The 22,648-nt window shown below is 44.0% G+C and carries 14 protein-coding genes; 1 reads left to right on the top strand and 13 read right to left on the bottom strand.

The window, feature by feature from the left end; all coding sequences use genetic code 11:
- Nucleotides 1–150 precede the first annotated feature (150 nt).
- Nucleotides 151–336, top strand: coding sequence for a hypothetical protein (locus A3I5_RS12630; protein ID WP_156809076.1), 186 nt, complete (start codon nucleotides 151–153; stop codon nucleotides 334–336).
- A gap of 365 nt (nucleotides 337–701) precedes the next feature.
- Here A3I5_RS12630 and addA read toward each other — a convergent pair whose 3' ends face one another.
- The 13 genes from addA to A3I5_RS0107280 all read right to left on the bottom strand — a co-directional run bounded on the left by addA (nucleotide 702) and on the right by A3I5_RS0107280 (nucleotide 22,600).
- A complete protein-coding gene (addA, locus tag A3I5_RS0107340) occupies nucleotides 702–4,370 on the bottom strand; it encodes a helicase-exonuclease AddAB subunit AddA (RefSeq protein WP_018373955.1) in 3,669 nt (1,222 codons plus the stop codon).
- 1 nt (nucleotide 4,371) lies between these two features.
- Nucleotides 4,372–7,626, bottom strand: a complete 3,255-nt coding sequence (gene rexB, locus A3I5_RS0107335; RefSeq protein WP_018373954.1) for an ATP-dependent nuclease subunit B — start codon at nucleotides 7,624–7,626, stop codon at nucleotides 4,372–4,374.
- 402 nt (nucleotides 7,627–8,028) lie between these two features.
- On the bottom strand, nucleotides 8,029–8,796 hold the full coding sequence (locus A3I5_RS0107330; RefSeq protein ID WP_018373953.1) for a MurR/RpiR family transcriptional regulator: 768 nt from the start codon (nucleotides 8,794–8,796) through the stop codon (nucleotides 8,029–8,031).
- A gap of 71 nt (nucleotides 8,797–8,867) precedes the next feature.
- On the bottom strand, nucleotides 8,868–10,205 hold the full coding sequence (locus tag A3I5_RS0107325) for a 6-phospho-alpha-glucosidase (protein ID WP_018373952.1): 1,338 nt from the start codon (nucleotides 10,203–10,205) through the stop codon (nucleotides 8,868–8,870).
- A gap of 14 nt (nucleotides 10,206–10,219) precedes the next feature.
- Nucleotides 10,220–11,758, bottom strand: a complete 1,539-nt coding sequence (locus tag A3I5_RS0107320; protein WP_018373951.1) for a PTS transporter subunit EIIC — start codon at nucleotides 11,756–11,758, stop codon at nucleotides 10,220–10,222.
- 413 nt (nucleotides 11,759–12,171) lie between these two features.
- Entirely contained in the window at nucleotides 12,172–14,559 is a 2,388-nt protein-coding gene (pheT, locus tag A3I5_RS0107315; RefSeq protein WP_018373950.1) for a phenylalanine--tRNA ligase subunit beta, read from the bottom strand.
- A gap of 410 nt (nucleotides 14,560–14,969) precedes the next feature.
- Entirely contained in the window at nucleotides 14,970–16,016 is a 1,047-nt protein-coding gene (pheS, locus tag A3I5_RS0107310; RefSeq protein WP_018373949.1) for a phenylalanine--tRNA ligase subunit alpha, read from the bottom strand.
- A 725-nt stretch (nucleotides 16,017–16,741) separates the two neighbouring features.
- A complete protein-coding gene (locus A3I5_RS0107305) occupies nucleotides 16,742–17,590 on the bottom strand; it encodes a DNA/RNA non-specific endonuclease (protein WP_018373948.1) in 849 nt (282 codons plus the stop codon).
- Nucleotides 17,591–17,627: 37 nt separating this feature from the next.
- Complete coding sequence (locus A3I5_RS0107300; protein ID WP_018373947.1) at nucleotides 17,628–17,846, bottom strand: DNA-directed RNA polymerase subunit beta; 219 nt, start codon at nucleotides 17,844–17,846, stop codon at nucleotides 17,628–17,630.
- Nucleotides 17,839–19,119 carry a UDP-N-acetylglucosamine 1-carboxyvinyltransferase gene (gene murA / locus A3I5_RS0107295; RefSeq protein WP_018373946.1) on the bottom strand — a complete coding sequence of 427 codons (1,281 nt, stop codon included), beginning with the start codon at nucleotides 19,117–19,119 and terminating at the stop codon, nucleotides 17,839–17,841. Before murA ends, A3I5_RS0107300 begins: the two co-directional genes overlap by 8 nt.
- A gap of 89 nt (nucleotides 19,120–19,208) precedes the next feature.
- Complete coding sequence (locus tag A3I5_RS0107290; protein ID WP_051071097.1) at nucleotides 19,209–19,439, bottom strand: DUF1146 family protein; 231 nt, start codon at nucleotides 19,437–19,439, stop codon at nucleotides 19,209–19,211.
- Between the two features lie 174 nt (nucleotides 19,440–19,613).
- Complete coding sequence (locus tag A3I5_RS11800; protein ID WP_408640774.1) at nucleotides 19,614–20,492, bottom strand: class C sortase; 879 nt, start codon at nucleotides 20,490–20,492, stop codon at nucleotides 19,614–19,616.
- Nucleotides 20,493–21,172: 680 nt separating this feature from the next.
- Nucleotides 21,173–22,600: a SpaH/EbpB family LPXTG-anchored major pilin gene (locus A3I5_RS0107280; RefSeq protein WP_018373943.1), complete on the bottom strand. Its 1,428-nt coding sequence runs from the start codon at nucleotides 22,598–22,600 to the stop codon at nucleotides 21,173–21,175.
- Nucleotides 22,601–22,648: the final 48 nt, after the last annotated feature.

The following is a 22,648-nucleotide window of genomic DNA, read 5'->3' as shown; positions in this document are numbered from 1 at the left end:
CAAGGGAACTCACGCATTTTACCGAGCATTTTAGCCCGTGTTCAGTTTTAAGATATGAGGCCGTGAAAAAATGCGTTGGAAAATGGCGGTAAGTCAGCCATCTTTGATGGCGTCGACGCACCCCGACCAGGACGACTAGGGTTTTCACAGATGAAATCGAAGAAAACCCAGACGGCTACGGTCTCAGTCATACCAAACTCAATCGAGCATTTTAGGCCGAATTCAATTCCAAGATACAAGGCCCTTCAAGAAAATGACGGTAAGTCAGGGAGTGAGACAGAAGTCGTGATTTTATTAAAATTGACTTCGTCGTCTCACCCCCGCAAGGTTGACTAGGTTTGTAGAATACTGAGTTATCAGCATTTTACAAACCAGACAACTACTGCGTCAGTCTGTTCAAACTATAAATGAAACGAGGCTCTATCTTTGCCCCAGCTTCAGCGACGCACCCCGACCAGGACGACTAGGGTTTTCACAGATGAAATCGAAGAAAACCCAGACGGCTACGGTCTCAGTCATACCAAACTCAATCGAGGATTTTAGGCCGAATTCCATTCCAAAATATTAAGCCCGTTTAAAAAAGCGTTGGAAAATAGCGGCAAGTCAGTCATCTCCCCAGTAGATGATTTGACGGGGAACACAACTGACAAAGCAAGTATCAAAAACCATTGAGTTAAAGTATTTCGTTGTAAGTACAACTTCTAAATCTTAACAACCTCGAGCTTTTCTCCACCCAGCAAGATTAGGTACTGATCGACCTGACTGATGCCGTAGGCACGAGTCAGGGCTTGAGCGTAGAGAGCCATTTGGTCACGATAACGGTTGACGATGACCTGAGGGGTTTGATAGCGGTCAGTCTTATAGTCAAAGAGAACGATGCGGTCCTGCAAGACTATATACCCATCAACAATCCCACGAACGACAAAGTCTTCTTGACTGACAGGGTCTTGGACTAGCATGGCAAAGGGCGCCTCCCGTTTGACTTGAGCCGCATGAGCCTGTAAGAGCTTGCCGAGATCCGTCTCAAAGAAGGTCAATATCTTCTGCAAATCGAGACGCGCTTTGACATCGTCTGGCAGATGCATGTTTTCTAAGATGGCTTGGAGCTGACTGAGACTAAGGTCTTGAGCCAGCGGCAGACGCTGCATGAAGCCGTGGAGGGCAGAGCCGACCGCAGCGCTGGTAATCGGAGCGTTTTGTCCAAAGGTTGGCAGATCAAAGGTCAACTCAGCCTCTCGGTCTGCTCCTACCTGATCCATGATGTCTAGCCCCTCCTCATCTAGGACTGGTTTGTAGAACGTTTTCACTTGACTAGGCGTACGTACGGTTGGAAGCTGGGAGGCAGCTTTGTAGTGCTGGTTGAGCCTTTCAACTTCTTCAAGCTGGTCCAGCATGGCTGAGATGTCTGCTGATTGGCGGTTGTGGGCTAGATGGTCTGGATTAATGTTTTGCGTTAGCGTCAGCCTACCGATTTGCTCTGCGGTTAGTTCTTCTGCTCCTACATAGGTCACTTGGTAGTGGAGGTCTTCCTTGCTACCGAAAGCTTCTGCTACTGCTAAAAACCAATCTTGGAAAGAATCTAACTGCTCTCTGGCATTGACTGGCAAAAGACCTCGCTCAGTCTTGCCATCATAGCGCTCTGTTAATTTTTTCTGACTGCCCTTTCCGACCAGATAGAGTTTGGTCTCAGCACGTGTCATGGCGACATAGAGAAGCCGCATACTTTCTGATAAAGCACTGATGTGTTCTTCTTTTTTGGCCATTTGGTAGGGCAAGGTTTCCATAGAGACGCGCAAGCGAGGAAGCGGAGTTCTGTCACCAAAGTGGTCTTTCATGTCAGCTAGGAGTTTAATCCCAACACCATTTTGGCGGCTAATCAGCAGAGGAGAACTCTGCTCACGCTTGTTGCTAAAGAAAGACTTGTCCATATTGAGCAGGAAGACATACTTAAACTCCAACCCCTTACTCTTATGAATGGTCATCAGCTGAACAGCCTTTTTAGGCAAGCTGACCGGAACATCTGCCAGATCGTTATCGCTATCTAAAACCTTGTCAATCATGCCAATAAAGCGAGAAAGTCCCTTGAAACCTGTCCGCTCAAACTGATCAGCTCTGAATGCTAGAGCGTAAAGATTAGCCTGACGCTGCTCACCGTTAGGCAGAGCGCCCACATAGTCATAGTAAAACTTGTCGTTATAAATTCGCCAGATGAGGTCATAGAGGCTCCTGAGTTTAGCTGCTTGGCGCCAGTCCTGTAAGGTCGCTTCAAAGGCCTGTATCTTAGTCTTCAAAGCGGGCGTAATCAGTTCAGGCGCCTCGCCTGTGGCTTCGAGCGCCACCTGCAATTTCTCATAAAGGTAGGCAGAGTTTCGCTCCTGCCTGATTTGAAGAGCCAGTCTAGTCAACTCATCCTCATCAAAACCAAACATGGGCGAGCGCAGAAGGGCGACCAGAGCATAGTCATTGAGCGGATTGTTAGTGGTTCGCAAAGTATCCAGCATGATCTGAACCTCTAAGGATTTGAGGTAGTGCTGCTCCCCTCCATCTGCTACCAGAGGGATACCCTGTTGAGCAAAGGCGGCTAAAATCCCATTGTTACGGGTCCGAGATGGCACTAGCAGAGTTATATCCTCAAAAGGCACCTGCTCGTCATTGTGGAGACGGATAATCTCCTTAATGACGAGGTTAATCTCCTTGAAACCTAGGTCAGCCAATCCATCATCCTCGCTAGCTTTGATATCATCAGAAGTAGACTCCAAGTCTGTCTCGCTATCTGTATCATAAATGAGAAACTCAGTCACATTGGCAGGCTGAGCGAGTTTTTGCCGGTCACTTCCTGCTACCAGCCTGTGAGTGCTGTCATAGCGAATATCACCTATCTCCTCATCCATCAAATGACTAAACAGGCTATTGGTCGCTTCTAACACCTCGCCCTGACTTCGGAAATTTTCCTTGAGCAGGATTAGCTTGCCTGCTTTAGGGTCTTCTTGGTATTCCTTAAATTTCTGATTGAAAATTTGAGGATCCGCCTGCCGGAAACGGTAGATGGACTGCTTGATGTCCCCCACCATGAAACGATTCTGACCATTGGACAAGAGATCTAACATAGCTTCCTGAGTATGGTTATTGTCCTGATACTCATCAACCATAACCTCGTGGTAACGCTCCTGATACAGCTCTCTGACCTCGTCAAATTCCCTTAAAATCCGAATAGCAAAATGGCTGATATCTGAAAACTCAAAGGTTCCCTCCTGAATCTTGCGGGCCAAATAAGCCTCAGAAAAGTCCTGAACGAAGCGCCGAAGCAGCTGCAAAATCGGCAGAGCCTGTCCTTGGTATTCCAAAATCGTCGATAAATGCTGTAATTGGGTCAACTCTGCCTGCAAACTCTTGAAAATCGGGTATTTGACCCCTTTGACGGTTACGTCTGTCCCTGATGGGATTAAAAGACTAACATTCTGAGCCAAATCTGACAAGCTAGGGTAAAACTCCGCTCCTGTACTCCACTCATAGAGCTGGGTAAAAATAGCTTGATGTTTCTTGTAAGCAGCAGTCGGCTCACCCTTGGCAGTCACCTGCTTGTAGTCTGGTAAATTGGTCAAATCCTCCAGATTCTGAGCGGTCTGCTGCATCTTTGCTAGAAGACTCTCCTTTATCTGGTCTGGCAAATCGGCCTCAGTCTGGAAGGTCTCGTAACCTTTCATAAAAACGTCTTCAAGCCAGCCCTCAGGGTCACTGGTCGACTGGGTGAAGCTATAAATCTTATCGACCACCTGCTGAAAAGCCTTGGTTGATTTGCTGGTTCCTGAAAAATTCTGAACTAGGCGGACAAAGTCTTCTCGCGATTCTCCCTCATAGTAAGTCTCAAACAATTGGCTAAAGACTTCCTGTTTAAGCAGGTCTTGCTCACTCTTATCAGTTAAAATCCGAAACTGAGGTGCAATTCCCAGCAGATAGCCGTATTGGCTGACCAATTTCTGTGTGAAAGCGTCCATGGTTCCAATATCAGCTGACTGGACATCCGCCAGTTGCTGACTCAGGTGTTGTAGAAGGTCGAGATCTGTGGTCATGGCAATCTCTGTAGACAATTTCTTTTCCAACCGCTCCTTGAGCTCGCCAGCTGCCTTGACCGTAAAGGTCGAAATAAAAAGCTGACTAATCTTGATTCCACGCTTGATTTTATCAATGATCCGCTCAACCATGACAAAGGTTTTACCAGAGCCTGCCGAAGCTGAAACCAAGATATTTTGTCCATGGGTATAGATGGCCTCAATCTGCTCTGGCGTGCGCTTTTGAGTCTTATCAGACTGGGCTTCCTGAATTTGGAGCTCTGCTATTTCCGCAGGACTCAAAAAAGGTGAAAATGGCATATTAGGCTTGACCTCCTTTCCTTGACATCTGATTCAGCCAGTCTTCTTTTTTACGACCGAGCTTGGCCAAAAAGCGAGCCTGTCCCAAATGCAAATCAGCCTCAAAGTGGGTGATGCTATTGTACTGGTCGCCCGCTACCGAGCGCCCATCGCGACTGTAAGGGTTAATAGCAAAATGCCCCTGCAAAATCTTCTGGGCAGCCTGCTGATAGAGCTGTTCCGTGTGATCCAGCAAGATTCCCAGCTCATTGACATTAAAGGTCGTAGCAGCAGTCTTTCCATACTGACTACTCAAACTTTGACTAGCCTCAGCCTCAAAAAGCCCCTTGAATTGAAGTTCCGTCTTGCTGGCTTTTAGAATCTCATCTAAATCCTTGACCTTGCTTAGCTGAACCACTGGATCCGTCATGTGCAGGTACATTGCCCCAAAGATCTTCTCCTCAAAACTCAGGTGCGGATTGTCCTTCATGGCTAAGATATAGGTCATCAGCTGCGGGCTGAGCCCATTGTAAAAGTCACCAATCTTAAAGGACTGAGCACTGGACTTATAATCGATAATCCCCAGAGCTTGACTAGTCTTTAATTGGTCAATGCGGTCTATCTTGCCGATGATGTTTAGTGGCTTGCCTTGCGGCAAGAGCAGCGTTTTCTCAAAGGAACTTTCCTCCCCGACAGTAGCCACCAAGCTATCATCTCGTAAGGCTGTTGCTGTCGCCTGAGCAATCGCTGTCAACACCTGATAAGAATAAGCCGTCTCACTGGACTCCCCATAAACATCGCGAAAGGCTTCCAACTGGCTAGTTCTGGCCAAGGCCTGACTGACTTTTTGGTCAAAATCAGCCGATGAATCGTTCTCTAAGACCTCTTCAAAAACCTTGTGTAGGAAATTTCCGTGAACTCTAGCATCAGGCACAATCGATTGAACCTCTTCCAAGTGCAGGATATGCCTGAGAAAATACTTGTATTCTGAATTGTAAAAATCAGTTAAACTAGACGCTGATAGACGTAGAGGTTGGTCAGCAGGATAGAGCTTATCCAAGGTCTCTTTGGCCAGAGGCCGAGTCGCAAGAGTCGGTGTTGCTCCTTGATCTGGCCAGCTAATACCAGAACCAGCTAGCTTCTTACGCAGATAGCGGACAGCGACCGCCCAAAAAGTCTGATCTGTCTCACTCAGCTTCTCCTCCATATCTGACAGATCAGCTCGATTAAGTTCGATGACCTGAGACAGAAGCCCCTTGTAGTTGCCAACATCAGCACTACTAGCTTCCAGACTAGCTCGTCCTTTGTCTTGCTTAGGTAACCCCATAAACAGCAACTGGCTCAGATACGGTGACATCTGCTCTTCATTTTCCTTGAAAAGTTGAGGCGTTGACAAAACCAGATGGTCAGTTGCGGCATTTAGTAGAGATAGGGCTGTGAAATGATTTCGCTTGCCTTGCTCCCGACTAGGAACTTCAAAAACGGTCTCACCAGCTGCTTCATTGATAGCTAGCCTTTCCTCATCAGAAATCAGGCTAGTATTTTTGCTGAGTTTTGGAAAATTTCCCTGAGCCAAACCGATAGCAAAGACCAGCTTATTGGCCCGTGGCGTGATAAGATCGTAGGATTTAACATTGACCACATCTACTGTAGCTGGTACTGTCCTAAAGTTAGCACTCAGCATGCCTGCTCGAATCAGGCTGAGACTGTCTTCTACGCTAAGTCTTTCCTGACCAAAAATCGTTGCAAACTGCTCTAAAATCCCTGTAAAACTCTGCCAGACCTGCTCCGCCTGCTCACGGTCCTCTTGTGAGCCAGCCATAGCCAGACGAGCTAAATTCTGCGGAATCTGAACAGCCGCTAAAAATTGACTGAAAGAGTCCAAAAAAGCTTGTCCTGACTGATCTGGTACCTGCAAAAACTCAGCTAGTGGCTGCACAATTTTAGCCCGTAACTGGTTGAGCTTTTTCAAATCAAATTTCCCATTCTGATCAGCCTTAAAGGGCTTAGACAGTCGTGACAATCCCTTGATTTTAGCATAGCGAACATAGACCTCAAAATAGTCCAAGTCTTCCTGACGCCATTCTCCGTAAAGACCCGTTTTTAGCAGATTAATCAAATCATCTGCCTGATAGTGGTAGCGCTTAATCCGCAACAAGCTATCCACCAAATTGACCAATGGGTGCTGACTCATAGGTTCAGCCTTGCCCAGATAGTAAGGAATTTCATACTGGTCAAAAATCTTGCCGATCTGAAGGCGATAGCTGTCCACATCTCCCAAGAGAACAAGGATATCTTTGTATCGATAACCCTCATGGAGATGACGCCGAATGGCTTTAGCCACATGAACCACTTCTTCTTTCTGACTGATGACCTCCCAGATGCTCACGCGCTCCTTATCCGCTTCTGTCAACACCGTCTCATTCACGCTAAAATCATAATAAGCTGCGAATTTCTTGGAAATGCGTACCAGAGCATCGGTTTTTCTTTCTGGGCCTTGCAAGCGAAATTCAGGCTTGACAGCATAGGTCTGAGCCAGCTCACGCAAAAAGTCCACCCCAGCTTGATAGAGATTGCCAGAGACATAGCTAACCTGATAGGCTTCTTGGCTGGCGTAAGTCCCTATCACAATCGGCACCCCTCGCGCTTCTAAAGCCTTAACCAAATGCTCTTCCTCTACTGAAAAACGCGTAAAGCCATCGATAACCAAAGCCATACTCGCCAAATCAGCCGCCAGATGACCAGCTATAATTTCCTGTGTTAACTGCTGGGTTTTGGACTGAGACTGGTAATTTTCCTGGGCTAAAAGCTCATAAAACTGATGAAAAATGACCTGCAAATCAGCCTGTTTATCTGCCGAATCTAATCCTGTCAGCTCTGCTATGCTCACCTGAGAAGACTGTAACTCTTGATAAAGCGCCACCAACTGCTGGATAAAGTCCATATTCTGCTTGAGCCGACCATAGACTCGCAGAGCGTCCTCAGGTAAACTGCTGAGCGCTCGATAAAAGAGCATGCTGAGCCCCGTATCATCAATGGGTGTCTGCTCCTCTATCTCGTTTAAGGTCACATAGCGAACCATCTGACCAAAGCGAGTGACCAAAATCTCAAAAGACGCCTGCTGAGGCAAGAGCTCCAAGACCTGCCGTTCCTTTTCAAAAGACAAGGAATTAGGTGCAATATAGAAAACCCGACGACCAGACGCCGCCAGCTCCACAGCCTCTCCCACCAACATTTCTGTCAAATCCTGACTAATATCTGTGTAAATCAACTTCATAGCAAGTATTCTCCTCCAGCTTGTCCATCACAAGCACTACTATTCACTTCCCGTAATTCTTACGCCCATTATACCAAATTTAGACAGCAAAAAACACCGCCGAGGGGCGGTGCACTACGACAAATGAATGAAGAGGTACTTCTAAGAATTTGCATTCGCAAGCGGGATCCTTTGCTCCTGAGATTGTTTTTCGATAGTTACGCTCTTTGGAGGAATCGGACTATATGTTCAAAAAACGAATGATGAATAGCGAAAAAATGTCCCCTTGAATCAAAATATTGAGCCATGAATACAGATTCTAAAAGAAAAGGCCTTAGAAACTAGAGTCTCTAGGATTTCATCTTCTCCCATACCTATCCCTTTATCTACCACAAGTGATAATCAGTCCGTATGATGAATAATTTATTTAATTTGCTTTTTATAATCCACATAACCAAAAGTAAAGGCTTCTATCAATACAAAGAACGAAGACGTTGTTTGTAGCCACCAATTTCTGGGTAGAGGACTACGACTGGTTGTCGCATAAAGATTAAAGTCCGATTTTCCTGATAACCAATTATTTTGCAAACTAGTGATCGAGACGATATTACTTTTTACCAATTTTAAGCGCCTAACGATTGATTCCAAATTATTATTTTCACCAGACAAGGATAATACAAATACAATATCTTTGTCTGTCAAATGCTCAATGATTCGTCGAAATTCATTCGAATTTCCATCTCCTGGCACGATCTGCAAGGGCTTTCCGATCAAGAGAAATAATCGTTGCAATTCTGCTGCTTGATTTTTCTGAGTCACTCCTGTCGTAATAACATAAATATTATCAATAGTATCTAGCCTTTGATAAATAGGAGACCAGTCGCTTTTTCCTATAATTTCTAGTAAGGAGTGAATATCCTTTGTCACCTGCTCTTTAAAGGTCAGCTGTTCAACTAGCACCTCTTCCTGATCCTGCCATTTTATAAAGTTTTTTAATTCTGTAAAACCAGTAAAACCTAATTTCTGTGAAAAACGAATAACTGAAGATTTTGAGGACAGACTTCGTTTAGCAAATTCCACTACCCCCATTTTAGGTATAGCTGCGGTATTTTCTATAATATAGTTACACATCAATAACTCTGATGAATTTAGTTCATTATAATGTTCATTGACTATATCTGTGAAACGCATATAGAAGTCCATCCTATCTTCACATATTTTTGTTACTAATTATTTATACCACATTTTGATATAAATAACCACTAAACTAAAGTAGGCCAGTATTCTTTATTTGCTTCAATAAGCTCATCTAAAATTTGTTTTGCCACAGTAGCTGATGGAACGGTCTTTGATAAGCTAATCGCCTGCCACAGTTTTTCATAAGATTGTTGTTGATAAGCATCTACCACCAATTTTTCAACAGCGACTTGCTGTTCAATCATCCCTTTTTGGAAATGCGGAATTTTGCCCATACACAATGGTTCGTAACCGCGTTTGCTGACAATACAAGGAACCTCAACCATTGCATCCTCACTGATATTGGCTATCGCGCCCTCATTTTTAACAATGAGGAGCATTCTCTCATAGGTGTTATAAGCTAGTGCACCAGCTAATTGAACGATAAATTCTGCATGTTCTCCTGCTTCAATGCTTGTATCAACCGCAGTCTGATTAGCTGCAATTCGTCTACACTCTGCAAAAACAATTTTCTCACGATGATCCATGACTTCATTTGCACGAGTATAATCTGGGTTAGAATGCGCAACAACATAGTCAGGATAAAGATAGTATTTCAGATAAGTATTTGGCATTGTCGCCTGATCAACTCCCTGAACATCCCTAACTTTCAGGAACGTATCTTTCCAACTTGCCTCTTCTAATAAAGGATTATTCTCATCTACAACTGCTGTGTAACCATATTTTCGGACATGATCGCGTAAGATGGGCATTAAATCATTACCTTCTTTATCACGCATCTCTGTCCACCATCCAAAATGATTCAAGCCATAGTAACGATCAACAATCTCATTCTCGTCTTTCAAACCTAAAATGTCTGCAATTGATTTTTTTATAGCAACAGGCATATCACAAATATTAATAATTTTTGATTCTGGTCGCATCCGACGTGTAGCTTCAGCCACTATCGCAGCAGGATTTGAATAATTGAGCATCCAAGCATTAGGGGAGTATTTTTCCATGTAGTCAACCAATTCAATAACTCCCTTTATAGACCTCATACCATAAGCAATACCACCTGGTCCACACGTTTCTTGACCTACAACTCCATGTTTCAAAGGAATTTTTTCATCCTTTTCACGCATTTTTAACCCACCTACTCTGATGTGTGCCATGACAAAATCAACATCTGAAAAGGCTTCTTCTGGGTCTGTTGTTGCAGCAAATTCTATTTCCGGAGCACGCTCTTGTATGATTACCTCACAGGCCTTTGCTACAATATCTTGACGACTCTTATCATTATCATACAGTTTTAATTTCCTTAAAGGAAACCTATCTTGATTATTGATTAACATCATCACAATTCCTGCTGTATATGTACTTCCCCCACCTGCAATAACCACTGATTGTTTTTCTCTTACCATTATAATATCCTTTCTTACTCTGTTATTCCTAAGGCAGCACAAACTTCTTCTTTAAATGTCTGAACTCCCATACCAATAATAACCTGAATATTTTTGCCATTTTTCACGACACCTTTTTGTTGAGAAACTTTCTGCAATATACTATCATCCACTCTCATGTCATCTTTTACAGTAACGCGAAGACGTGTAAAACAATTCGTGACTTGTTCAATATTCTCTGCACCGCCCAAGCCTTTAATAACTAGGATAGCATCATCCTTCACCTTTTCTGGCACTAAATCTATTTTCTCTGAAATAGATTCTATAGTATTCTCTCTACCAGGGGTTTTGATGTCTAATTTTTTAATTAAAAAAACAAACACCACAAACCAAACAATCATCATAATGCTTCCAACAGCAATCACTAGGTAAAATTTAGTGATATTAGGACTAAATGGTGCATTTGATACAAGGGTATCAATCAATCCATAAAGCATATAAGTTCTAGCACCGATAGCCCATAGAATTGTCTCTGAAATAGCTGTTAGCAAACTATGAACAAACCATAGAAGAGGTGACGTAAATAGAAATATAAAATCTAAAGGCTCTGTAATACCTGCCGCCATTGCAACAAACGTTGATGGTAAAACCATTCCTTTGACTTCTTCTCTCTTTTCTTTTTTAGCACAATAGATAATTGCTGCTGCAATAGCAATTGAACCAAATATTTTTACAAACCCAAAGGTCGCAAACCTCAACGAATGATCTAATGACACTATAGAACCTGAGTTTGCTAGTTCCGCATAAAAGATATTAACTGCTCCGCTGTACATTTTTCCATTGATTTCAGCAGTTCCTCCAAGCGCTGTAAAGCAAAACGGCATCCATAACAAATGGTGAAGTCCAGTTGGAATCAAGAAACGATTCCCAAATGCGTAAACAAACACCCCTATCAAACCAGTTGTTAAAATAAAACCAGATAATGATGAAATGCCCTGATTGATGACTGGCCAAATATAACACATTGCGATTGCTAAAACTAGGGTCACAGGGATAAGGAGCATAAAAGTAAAGCGCGAACCACCATAAATACTAAATAAATCGATAAATTCCTTGTCCGAGAATTTGTTATGAAACCAAGCAACAAGACAGCCTATGATCATTCCTAAAAAAACATTCATATCAACCACTTGAAAGCCCAATACCATTCCTTGCCCAGTCCCAAATAACCCAACTTCACCTGTAGCTGCCAACTGATTTGTCAAGGTCAACCAAGCATTGTTCGCTGCTAGAAAAAATAGGAAAGTGATGAGAGCTATTAAAGAGGCCTCAACTTTCTTTTTATTAGCCAAAGAAGACGCAATCCCTATACAAAAAATCAACGATAGATTATTTAACATGCTATCCATCATCGTTTTTATCAATGAGCCTAATGTTTGAAGAAAACTAGGCATAAATTGAAGTTGCAGAATAACCCCTACTGCTAAAAATAAACCCATAACAGCCATAAACTTGACAGGAACAATGACTGATCTGGAAAATTTTTGCATTACTTCGTTCATTCGAGTGTTCATAACCTCTCCTTTTGTTATTTTGTTGATACGTATCTAGTAATAGGCTATCATTTTTAGAAAACGTTTACAATAACTTCAAAGGACAATGGACTTAAGTCCACTAATTGAAACCATCGAATTTCAGGAAGCATAACTTTTGTACAGTAAACACGATAAAATATTGATATTTGTATTCTAAGCCTTAACGAATACCAATATTTCATTTTTAGGATATTTCCTGAAAAGGTAGCGCGAAGGAACTCTTCCCTATACTACTTCTGATTTAATATCCAATATATATTTATTATTGATATGATGCTATCTACCATCTATGACTACATAATCTTTAGAATTAGTATTAGTTGAGCCATTCCCATCTTGCAAAAATCAGAAATTCAAAATCCCCACTAGCTTAAAACTAGCGGGGTATTTTCTTAACGTATTTCAGCGTTCAGGCTCTGGCTGAGTGCTTTCGTGATCTTAGCCATGTAAGCAGCGACCTCATCATCTGTCAGGCTGTCCTGCGGATTTTGGAAGGTCAGGCTATAAGCCATGGATTTCTTGCCAGGCTCAATTCCCGCACCAGCATAGAGATCAAAGAGCTCAATCTTAGTTAAGCGCTTGACACCTGCTGCTGCAATCGCATCTAGCACTTCTTGGTGACTGATCTCGCTCTTAAGGAGCATGGAAATGTCACGACTAACGCTTGGGAATTTAGAGATTTCGACAAATGGTTGAACAGGCTGGCGGGCTGTTTCAATCGCCGTCAGGTTAAGCTCGACCACATAGGTTTCAGGCACACCGTAATCCTTAGCCGTCGCTGGGTGGACTTGGCCGATAAAACCGAGCACTTGACCATCCAGTTCAATGCTGGCTGCGCGTCCAGGGTGAAGGTTTGGCAGATTTTTATTTGCCACATAGCGCACATCCAAACGCAACTGGTCAAAAATGGCTTCAACAATGCCCTTAGCTGTAAAGAAATCAACCTTATCCTGAGTACCTGCCACTTGGCCTGTAAGCGCTAGCGCAAAGGTCTCGATTTCCTGTGGCAGATCTTCCTTAACATCTCCTGTCTGCTCAAAAATCTTACCGATTTCGTAGAGGGCCAGATTCTGGTTCTTACGGGCAACGTTGTAAGCGACAATTTCTAGCAGACCTGTGACCACATTTTGGCGAAGAGCCGAGCGATCGATAGTCATTGGCCACATAAGCTCTGTTACAGTCGTTGGCTCTGGTGTGAAGGCGACAGCCTTTTCAGGTGTGGTCAAGGCGTAGGAAACCACCTCGCTCAAGCCAGCGCCTTCTGCCAGCGTTCGAACCTGACGGCGCAAGCGTTGCATGCCGGTCAGCTCACCGGCTGTACCTGTCGTATCTGGTAACGTTGTTGGCAACTTGTCATAGCCATAGATACGCGCAATTTCCTCAACCAGATCAGCTGGAATACGAATATCCCAACGACGGCGAGGTACCTGCACCGTAAAACTTTCCTCATCGCCAGAAATAGCCATTCCCAAACGGCGGAAAACGTCAGCAATCGTTGCATAATCCAACTGAGTTCCCAGACGTTGGTTGACATAGTCAAGGCGGGCAGAAACAGGAATATCAGATACATCTAGCTCGCCAGCTTTTACCACGCCAGAGAGAACCTCGCCACCAGCGATTTGGGCGATGAGACTTGCTGCCACATCCAGAGCCAAGCCCAATTCAGCCACATTAGTCCCTTTTTCGAAGCGGGCAGAGGATTCTGAGCGCAGATTGAGACGACTGCTCGTCTTACGAATGGACTTCCCATCAAAGCTGGCAGCCTCCAGCACCACGCGCTTGGTCGTATCTGTAATCTCAGTCGCTAAACCTCCCATGACGCCACCGAGCGCCACTGCTTCATCGCCAACGGCAATCACAATATCATCAGCGGTCAATTGACGCTCTTCTTCGTCGAGAGTTACTAACTTCTCACCGTCCTTAGCCTGACGCGCCACAATCTTGCTGTCTTTGAAAGTATCTAGATCAAAGGCATGCATAGGCTGACCAAAGTAGAGTAGGATATAGTTGGTGATGTCAACCACATTGTTGAGCGGACGGATACCCGCATTCATGAGCAAGTTTTGTAACCACTGTGGGCTTGGTGCGATGGTGACATTATCCACCACACGAGCTTGATAGCTGGCTACTTTATCGGACTTGATTTCCACAGAGAGCACATCGCTAGCAGCTCTGCTATTTTCAACCACTTGGGGATCAGCAAAGTGAACGCTCTTATCAAAGATAGCAGCTACCTCATGAGCCACACCACGCATAGACAGGGCATCAGCTCGGTTAGGCGTGATCGATAACTCGATGATCTCGTCATCCATATCCAGATATGGAAAAATACTATCACCTGGCACAGCCTCCTCTGGCAAGTAGTAAATCCCATCCGCATAAGCCTTAGGAATCACACTATCAGAAATCCCAATCTCAGCCAGAGAACAAATCATCCCTAGTGACTCAATACCACGAATCTTGCCTTTCTTAATCTTGTGATTGCCAGCGATACGAGCACCTGGCAAAGCCACGATAACCTTAATACCAGGCTTGACATTAGGCGCCCCGCAGACGATCTGTGTCGTCTCCTCACCAATATTGACCTCACAGACATGGAGATGAGTCTCAGGCACATCTTCCACTGAGATGACCTCTCCCACGATTAACTTAGATAAGCCTTCTGCGGGTGATGTGACTCCCTCAACTTCAATTCCTGTCGTTGACATGACTTCTGACAAACTTTGGCTCGTCACATCCACATCAACCAATTGTTTTAACCATTTGTAACTTACTAACATCTTATTCCTTTTCCTTGAATTGCATTCATCTTAACCCCTAATGAACATCCATGCCATAGGGTTCTTCTGACCTATCACTAGATACGCGATTAAATCACGAATGGCACAGCTTTGTTTTAGAAAATCAGTCCTGCGACACTCTGATTTTATGGAAATACCGTCTTAATGCTATTTCAATTTCGCACTATTACAGCGTTGTCTACTGATTTTTCGTCATCACTGCAAAAATACGAACTGAGCTTCTGGCCTGATTGAAAAGAGTAAAACTAACTTGCTTCCACTCTCCAAAAGCGAACTGTAACTAGCAGCTTTGAATCCAAGTTCTTAGTCAACTACTTTTTAGCCCTCTTTTTCTTTTGTCAATAGCAGAGCGGCCAAGCTTTTATTAATCAGACAGCATTCTACGTAACTTAACCCTTAAACTGCTCCGAAAAGCGGGCATCGCCCTGATAGAATCCACGAATATCATTGATCCCATAACGAAGCATAGCAATCCGCTCCTGACCAAGACCAAAGGCAAAGCCAGAGTATTTCTCGCTGTCAATGCCAGACATCTCAAGAACGCTAGGGTGAACCATACCTGCACCAAGAATCTCAATCCAACCAGTCTTCTTGCAGACATTGCAACCCTCACCACCGCACTTGAAACAAGAGACATCAACCTCAACAGACGGCTCTGTGAAAGGGAAGTAAGATGGGCGCAGACGGATTTTACGGTCTTCTCCAAACATCTTTTGACTGATTAGTTGAAGCGTTCCTTTGAGGTCGCCCATGGAAATGTTTTCGCCAACAACCAACCCCTCAATCTGATGGAACTGATGCGAATGGGTCGCATCATCCGTGTCACGACGGAAAACGCGCCCAGGCGATACCATCTTAAGCGGTCCATTGCTGAAATCATGCTGATCCATGGTCCGTGCCTGTACGGGACTGGTATGCGTCCGAAGAAGGATTTCCTCAGTAATGTAGAAGGTGTCCTGCATATCGCGGGCTGGGTGATCCTTAGGCAAGTTCATCCGTTCAAAGTTATAATAGTCCTTCTCAACTTCAAAACCATCAACGACTTGAAAGCCCATGCCAAGGAAAATATCCTCAAGCTCTTCAGCCGTCTGCGTCAGGACATGACGATTTCCCACCGCAACAGGCTTACCAGGCAAAGTGACATCAATTGTTTCGCTAGCTAGCTGCATAGCGATTTTTTCTTCCTCAATCAGAGCATTAGCGTTGTCAAAAGCTTCTGTCAAGACATCGCGGACCTCGTTAACGTATTTCCCGATGACAGGACGTTCTTCCGCTGAAAGATCCTTAAGGCCTTTTAAAATCTCAGTCAAGGAGCCTTTTTTCCCAAGGACTTCGACACGAAGGTCTTGGATTTCTTTTGATTTTTCTAAATTAGCCTGTTTCAGCTTTTCGAGAGTGCTGTGGCGAAGCTCCGCCAACTTATCTTGAATGGTCATAATTCCTCCAATAATTTTCATAATGGCCAGACGGCCTTGATAGCAACGAGATGAATGGTGCCTTCCCTAGCGATAACGAATGGCTCTTACCTGATGGGCTACTTTAGTAGCAAGCAGGCTTAGAACTGAACTCAACCCAACTATTTTGAGAGATAGAATCGTTAATCGCCTGCTATTTTTTAACTAAAAAATTCAAAAACTTGCCAGAGTTTGAGGCTGGGCTCAAGTCCAATCTCACCGCTCATCGTTTGCGTAAACACCTAAGCATCTCAGTGCAGCGGTTGGGAGTAAGACTTGTTGGCTATGCCAACTTAGTCTTACCCCTGCTTTGTGGGGGGCTTTGTGGGGGTGGGAAAACGAACTCTTTTTAATTGCTTGAGTTCTTTCCCACTCCCTTTTTCATACGAGCTTTTGCGTACAAAAAACGCGCGTCAGCTCCTTAGCGGAGCGTTGACACGCGGTACCATCCGTTTTCATTTGCCATTCTTACCCAAAGTCGGCAAATCTTAATTTCCTTGTCCTGCAGGGTCCAATGCCTCATCCATCTCCTGCAGTGAGTGAATTCGCAAAGCTTTCCTTGAGCGGATTTTCAGTCACGATCCACCTCCCTGATCAATTGCCACTTTGGTACTAGTCTCACAGACAACTATTCAATTATTCGTAATGTGTTTAACAATACAGTCCTAGTTTAGCAGATTTAAGTTTTTTTGACAAGCGTTATGCTACTAATTAACAGTCACCGCTCCCGTCTCGTAATCAATGCTAATTCCAGTTTGAACATTTGGAACGAAGACATTAAACTCCAAACTACCGTCAGAAGACTTTGCCTCTAATTGGCGTCCTACTGCCACTAGGTCATCATTGTCCGCATAGATGAGCGTCACCCGATAACGCACACGCTTGTTTTTATCCAGAGCCTTGCGGACCAACGTCTCATAGTAATTCTGACCTGTCGAATAAGGCTTGTAGGCTTGATTGGACCAAGCAGTCTGTGTGGCAATATTATCAGGATTGCTCGTTGAGGCATCAAAACCTGACAAGCCACCTCCAATAGCGTAACCAATCAAATGCCCACGATCTACCGCATGGTCGTACTCTCCCGACAAATCATGAACCTGATGCCACCCTGCTGGTGTCCAGTAGGTCTGACCTTGACCTGTCTGTTCACGGTTTTTATACTGACGGGTTGATTTTTCAAGAATAGCATTAGCAACTGTGGGGATTTTTACCTGCTCGACTGTTTTGCTTTTATTATCAATGTAGGGTAAAGAAGACACGCTGGCATCCAGATCGGTCTTATTATGATTGATGATAAAGGCACCAGCCCCATTCCATTCAATGCTTTTTGGCAATTGGGCCCGCACTTCAGCCACTAAAACCGAGCTTGCTAATTCCTGATCAGGCGTCTCATCAGCAGTTGTTGAGTCATTTGCCGGAATAACAACATCTTGCGTTGCAGGACCAGCCAGACCTCCAAATAGACCCGATTCACTGACACCATAGCCCGAAAGGGCTAAAATAAGGGCTATAGCCCCTCCTAGAAGAGACTGCCTCTGTTTTTTACTTAGTTTCATGACACTTTCTTTGCTCCATTGAAAAAGTAGGCTACGCCTACTTCTCAGTGAATTTACCAATGAGCTCCTGCCATTTGCTAGGAGAGAGAATAGACCACATAGAGTCGCCGTCACCAATAACACCGTAGCCAATCATAAGACCAAGGGCAAAAAGCAAGAGACAGGCAAGGATCACCAAAGCAAGAATGAAAAGTCTCTGTAGCACGTATTGGCTGCCCTTGCTTTTTCTACGGCTGAAACTACTAATCTTATGCAAACTCGTCCTCCTTAATGCGCTCAATATCCGCTCCTAATTGGGCTAATTTTTCGTGAAATTTGTAATAGCCCCGATCGAGATGTTCCAGATTGCCAACACAGGTCACGCCTTCAGCTACCAAACCTGTCAAGATGAGCGCTGCTGAAGCGCGTAAGTCTGTAGAAAGTACAGGGGCCCCTTGCAACTTTTCACCACCAAAAATCAAGGCGGTATCACGCAAAATTTCAGAATGAAGTCCCATCCGGCGAAGCTCTTCAAGGTGTTGGAAACGATTTTCAAAGACTGTCTCAATCATAGTTGACTCCCCTTTGACAACTGTCATCAAGGCGGTCATCTGAGCCTGCATATCGGTCGGAAAACCAGGGTGCGGCTGGGTTTTGACAGTAACTGGTTTAAGGTTGGCTACATCAGCTTGGACGCGAATACCACCAGCTTCTTCGGCGACTTTCACACCCATCTCCATCATCTTAGCAAGAAGAGGACGATTGTGCTCCCAGACAGCGTCCTTGATGAGGACATTGCCACCCGTCATAGCCGCAGCTACCATAAACGTACCGGCTTCGATACGATCCTGAACCACAGCGTGTTCTGCTCCATGAAGGCAGTCTACGCCAGAGATTGTCATGGTCTCTGTCCCTGCTCCACGGATCTTAGCGCCCATTTTATTGAGAAGATTAGCCAAATCAACGATTTCAGGTTCACGCGCAGCATTTTCAATCGTGGTGACACCATCAGCCAAAGTAGCTGCCATCATCAGGTTTTGAGTTGCGCCAACACTAGGAAAATCCATATAGATATAAGCGCCCTTAAGGCGATCTGCCTTGGCTTCAATATAACCATGGGTCTGATGAATCTCAGCGCCCATAGCTTCCAAGCCCTTGAGATGAAGGTCAATAGGGCGCGAGCCGATTGTACAACCACCAGGCATAGAGACCTTAGCATAGCCATTACGAGCCAAAAGAGGGCCTAAAACGACAATAGAAGCACGCATTTTGCTGACATAGCGATACGGTGCTTCAAAGTGAAGCGTTCCCGTCGCATCTACTGTAATTTCATTTGCTTTTTGATTAAAGGATACCTCTGCATTGAGGCCACGCACCACATTGTTCATGGTGAACACATCCGATAAGATTGGGACATTGGTCAATCTGGTCTGACCGTCACTTGCCAATACCGTGGCTGCTAAAATAGGCAGGACAGCATTCTTGGCTCCCTCGATTGTGACTTCACCAGCTAAGCGCGTGTTGCCACCTCTAATAATAATTTGTTCCATGGGAATTCCTTTTCATGACTTAGTACACTTCTTATTTTACCATAAGCACCAAAATATTGCCCTTATTTGACATAAAGGCCAATCACCAATCAAAATAAAGCATGGGCCATTCCACGACCAATCGCCAATAGTTCTAGAAAAAAGCTAGAGGCCAAAAATCCTAAAACAAAACTCAGCATGAGTACCAAAAGACGTAAGCGACTGAGGTTATCCAAATGCGTTTTAGTAAACTTCGGCCAATCAACCACCGTTGTCAGAAGATGATAAGCCAAAGCCACGAAAAGCAAGTGACTGCATAATTGTAAAGTATAAGTTGCCATAAATTAATTATAGCAAAAAACTGAGAGAATGATTACCCAAAACTAGAACAAGAGGCTAGGATAAAAGTAATCCCAACCTCCTGTATTTTTAGATTTACTGGTAAGACACAGCGGTTGGGAGTAAGACAACGAAGTTGATTTCAACGAAATCACAGCTTCTGTCTCACTTCCGTTCTAGTTTGTTTTTCCAAAAGCAACCGCTACTTGTAATTCTTGCAGAGCTCTTTGACGTCTTTGCTGCGCCGATTCTCGTGTTGAGAGAAAGACATAGATGACCATGGTCATGAGCAGCGGTAAAGCCAGAAATGGTGCGATCACAATCGGTTTTATCTGTATAGCATTCGCTGTCACCCTTGCAAGACCATCTGTGTTTTCCACACGATGCCCTCTGACTAGCAAACGGTGTGTGTTCACACCATAGGGTGTACAGGTAACTAATGTGCATAAATCTTGACCGTCTTCGATCACAATGCTGGACAAATCTGTCGGCTCAACCACACGAATCTGGTCCACCTCGTAAGTCAAGGTTTCATCCAAGATGTGCAACGTAAAGCGGTCTCCCTCTCGCAATTTATCAAGATCGGAAAACAATCGTGCTGACGGAAGTCCCCTATGCCCTGATAGAACACTATGCGTATTCTCACCACCTACTGGCAATGATGTTCCCTCAAGATGACCGATGGAGGTCTGCAGGATTGACTCATCCGTCCCGTGAAAAATGGATAATTTCACATCAATCTTAGGAATCGTAATATAGCCCATAACCCCTTGTGGATTAAATTGCAATTCTCTGTTATAGGCTTCTTTATCTTCTTCTGAAATAAGCCAATTAAGAGGCTGAGTCGCATTGTAGGCTTTAGCACTCTCTAAAATGCCACTATAGTCCTCTTTGTCCATATCAGCTATCTCCTTGGAATAATCCAAGATAACCTGGGACTGGTGAAAGGAGTTCCAGTAGTCACTCACACTCGGATAGGCCAAGAAGCCCAGACCAAGGAGCAAGATAACCGTTAGCCCAATCATACTGATATGATCCTTAAACCATTTTTTCAAATCCTATCCTCCCTTCTAGCTTTAGTACAAAAAAGGTAATTGTCGAAATGACAACAGTCGAGCTGGAGGTCCTTCGAAAATTACCTTTTTGTTTTAGAGTCTGGGGTGAAAATCCTCAGTCTCGTTTCTTTTACAGATTGACGCAGCAGTTGACTGATTTGTAAAATGCTGATAAATCAATCTTCTACAAACCTAGTCAGCGGTTCGCTGTCTCCAGTCGTTTGCTTACTAACTGAACACGGCCTAAAATGCTCGGTAAAATGCGTGAGTTTCCTTGAGTCTTCAGACTCATCAGTCACTCCCTTATTTTCCATCGCATTTTTAAACGGCCTTTGTATCTTGTAGTGCGCAACTCTTGGACAGCTATACATAGATGGAACATCTGGTTTGTCTTCAACAAACCAGTGTCACCACCGTAACTGTGCGAGGGGAAACGAACTCTTTTTTGGTTAATCAAGTTCTTTCCCACTCCCTAATGGTCTGTGCAAGGGTACGACAACGAAGTCGATTTTATTGAAATCACGACCTCTGTCTCATTCCCTTCATTCAAAGCTCATTTTTCGCTACTCATCGTTCGTTTTTGTCAAAATACCGTCTATATTCCTTCAAAAATTGCTACAATGATAGAAAAACGCTCTCCTGAATCAAATGCCCTTACTTGTCAATACAGGACTTTAAAATTATTGTTGGTTTTTTATCCGACGTTTTGAAATCATCACAATCATAGCACCGATAACTAAGACAGAGCCAATAAGGTAAAAGAGCATCGTACCAAATGAACCGGTTGACGGCAACTCAGTACCAGCCTTGTTAACAACTGTAACTTCAATATTGTCTTCGGCAAACTTAACCTCTTGGCGCTCTGTTAAAATATTATAACCATCTGGCGCCTTGATTTCTTCAAGCCAATAGCTGGTATTCCCTTTAAGACCTTTGACTGTAGCAACACCCGCATCAATCAAGGCACCTTCTTCACCAGCTTCAGCCACTCGGTAGGTTCCTTCTGCTTCTTTGACAACCTTAATCTCTGTGCCTTCTGTTTTGGCATCAAAGAGTTTGAACTGAGCGCCAGTGATCGTTGTATTCTTTTGATTGACCTTATTCAGTTTAAAGTTGTAGTTCTTAACAGTTGTTTTTGTCTTATCTGGATCGGTTGGAGGGACTGGAGTGTCCGTATCAGAGCCTTTCGTTTTATAGGAGATGTCAGCCGTGTTTGTAGCAGCTCCCTCTTTTGCATCTTTCGTCACAGTTGCTGAGTAGGAAAGGACGATGTCCGCTGGAGAATTATAAATGCTATTCTCGCCTGAAACCCATGGAATTTTAACCGTTAATTTTCCTGTTTGAGCATCTTTTGTAATGGTTGCTCCTGAAGTGACATCCTGTCCACCAACGGTTACTTTAACAGACGCTTGATCAATATTAAGGCCTGTTGGAGTATCGGCAATCGTATATTCCGTAATTTGTTTCGTTTCTTTGTTTTCAGTTACAAAGTTTGTTGCTGAAAACTTAACTTGGAAGTCAACTTTATCACCGATTTTGGCAGTTGTTGTGTTTGAAGCTCCGCCAGCTGACACGATCTTCTTCCCTCCATCGCTATCATCTGGAATAACAGGCTTGGTATCATTTTTATCGATAACTGTAGCGGATGGATTTGTACTATCAACAGTCAAGGTTGCTCCCAAAGAAGACTTGATAAAGTAGTAGCCATAAGGAACCTTGGTGAAAGTGAGCGACTGGTCTTCAGCAGTAGCCTTAGCGACTTCTGTACCATTAGCTTCCGCCCATGTTTTAAATTCTGCGCTAGAGACATCAACGTTTTCTTTTGCCATGATATTGCCTTTGGCATCAACAGTGAACCATTTGTCACCACCAAAGTTTTCTGCTGTCTTGCCAGCTGGGAGTTTATAGGAAATAATTCCTCCTTCTCCCACAGTCGCATCAAATAGCTTGTAAATCGTATAGGTTTGCCCCTTAGAGGCATTTGTGATGGTGATCGTCCCTTCGCCACCCTTAGTTGTATCAACTTCTTGGGCAAAACCTGGAAGAGCTCCTGCCAACAAGACTACTGCTATCATGAGCAGTGAAAAAAGTTTTTCTAATGTTTTCATCTTTTATTTCCTTTATAATTTCATGGTAATTGTGATTAAGCATTTCTT

It is taken from the genome of Streptococcus merionis DSM 19192, from assembly GCF_000380085.1.
GTDB lineage: Bacteria > Bacillota > Bacilli > Lactobacillales > Streptococcaceae > Streptococcus > Streptococcus merionis.
Note: the sequence above shows the minus strand (reverse complement) of the source record. Positions and strands in the feature narration are given on the sequence as shown.

Excerpts from the sequence above, each read along its gene's own strand:
- A3I5_RS0107280 (WP_018373943.1), bottom strand. The coding sequence starts at position 22,600 with ATGAAAACATTAGAAAAACTTTTTTCACTGCTCATGATAGCAGTAGTC.
- A3I5_RS0107330 (WP_018373953.1), bottom strand. The coding sequence starts at position 8,796 with ATGCGTTTCACAGATATAGTCAATGAACATTATAATGAACTAAATTCA.
- murA (WP_018373946.1), bottom strand. The coding sequence starts at position 19,119 with ATGGAACAAATTATTATTAGAGGTGGCAACACGCGCTTAGCTGGTGAA.
- A3I5_RS12630 (WP_156809076.1), top strand. The coding sequence starts at position 151 with ATGAAATCGAAGAAAACCCAGACGGCTACGGTCTCAGTCATACCAAAC.
- rexB (WP_018373954.1), bottom strand. The coding sequence starts at position 7,626 with ATGAAGTTGATTTACACAGATATTAGTCAGGATTTGACAGAAATGTTG.
- A3I5_RS0107305 (WP_018373948.1), bottom strand. The coding sequence starts at position 17,590 with ATGAAACTAAGTAAAAAACAGAGGCAGTCTCTTCTAGGAGGGGCTATA.
- A3I5_RS0107320 (WP_018373951.1), bottom strand. The coding sequence starts at position 11,758 with ATGAACACTCGAATGAACGAAGTAATGCAAAAATTTTCCAGATCAGTC.
- pheT (WP_018373950.1), bottom strand. The coding sequence starts at position 14,559 with ATGTTAGTAAGTTACAAATGGTTAAAACAATTGGTTGATGTGGATGTG.
- A3I5_RS0107290 (WP_051071097.1), bottom strand. The coding sequence starts at position 19,439 with ATGGCAACTTATACTTTACAATTATGCAGTCACTTGCTTTTCGTGGCT.
- addA (WP_018373955.1), bottom strand. The coding sequence starts at position 4,370 with ATGCCATTTTCACCTTTTTTGAGTCCTGCGGAAATAGCAGAGCTCCAA.
- A3I5_RS0107325 (WP_018373952.1), bottom strand. The coding sequence starts at position 10,205 with ATGGTAAGAGAAAAACAATCAGTGGTTATTGCAGGTGGGGGAAGTACA.
- pheS (WP_018373949.1), bottom strand. The coding sequence starts at position 16,016 with ATGACCATTCAAGATAAGTTGGCGGAGCTTCGCCACAGCACTCTCGAA.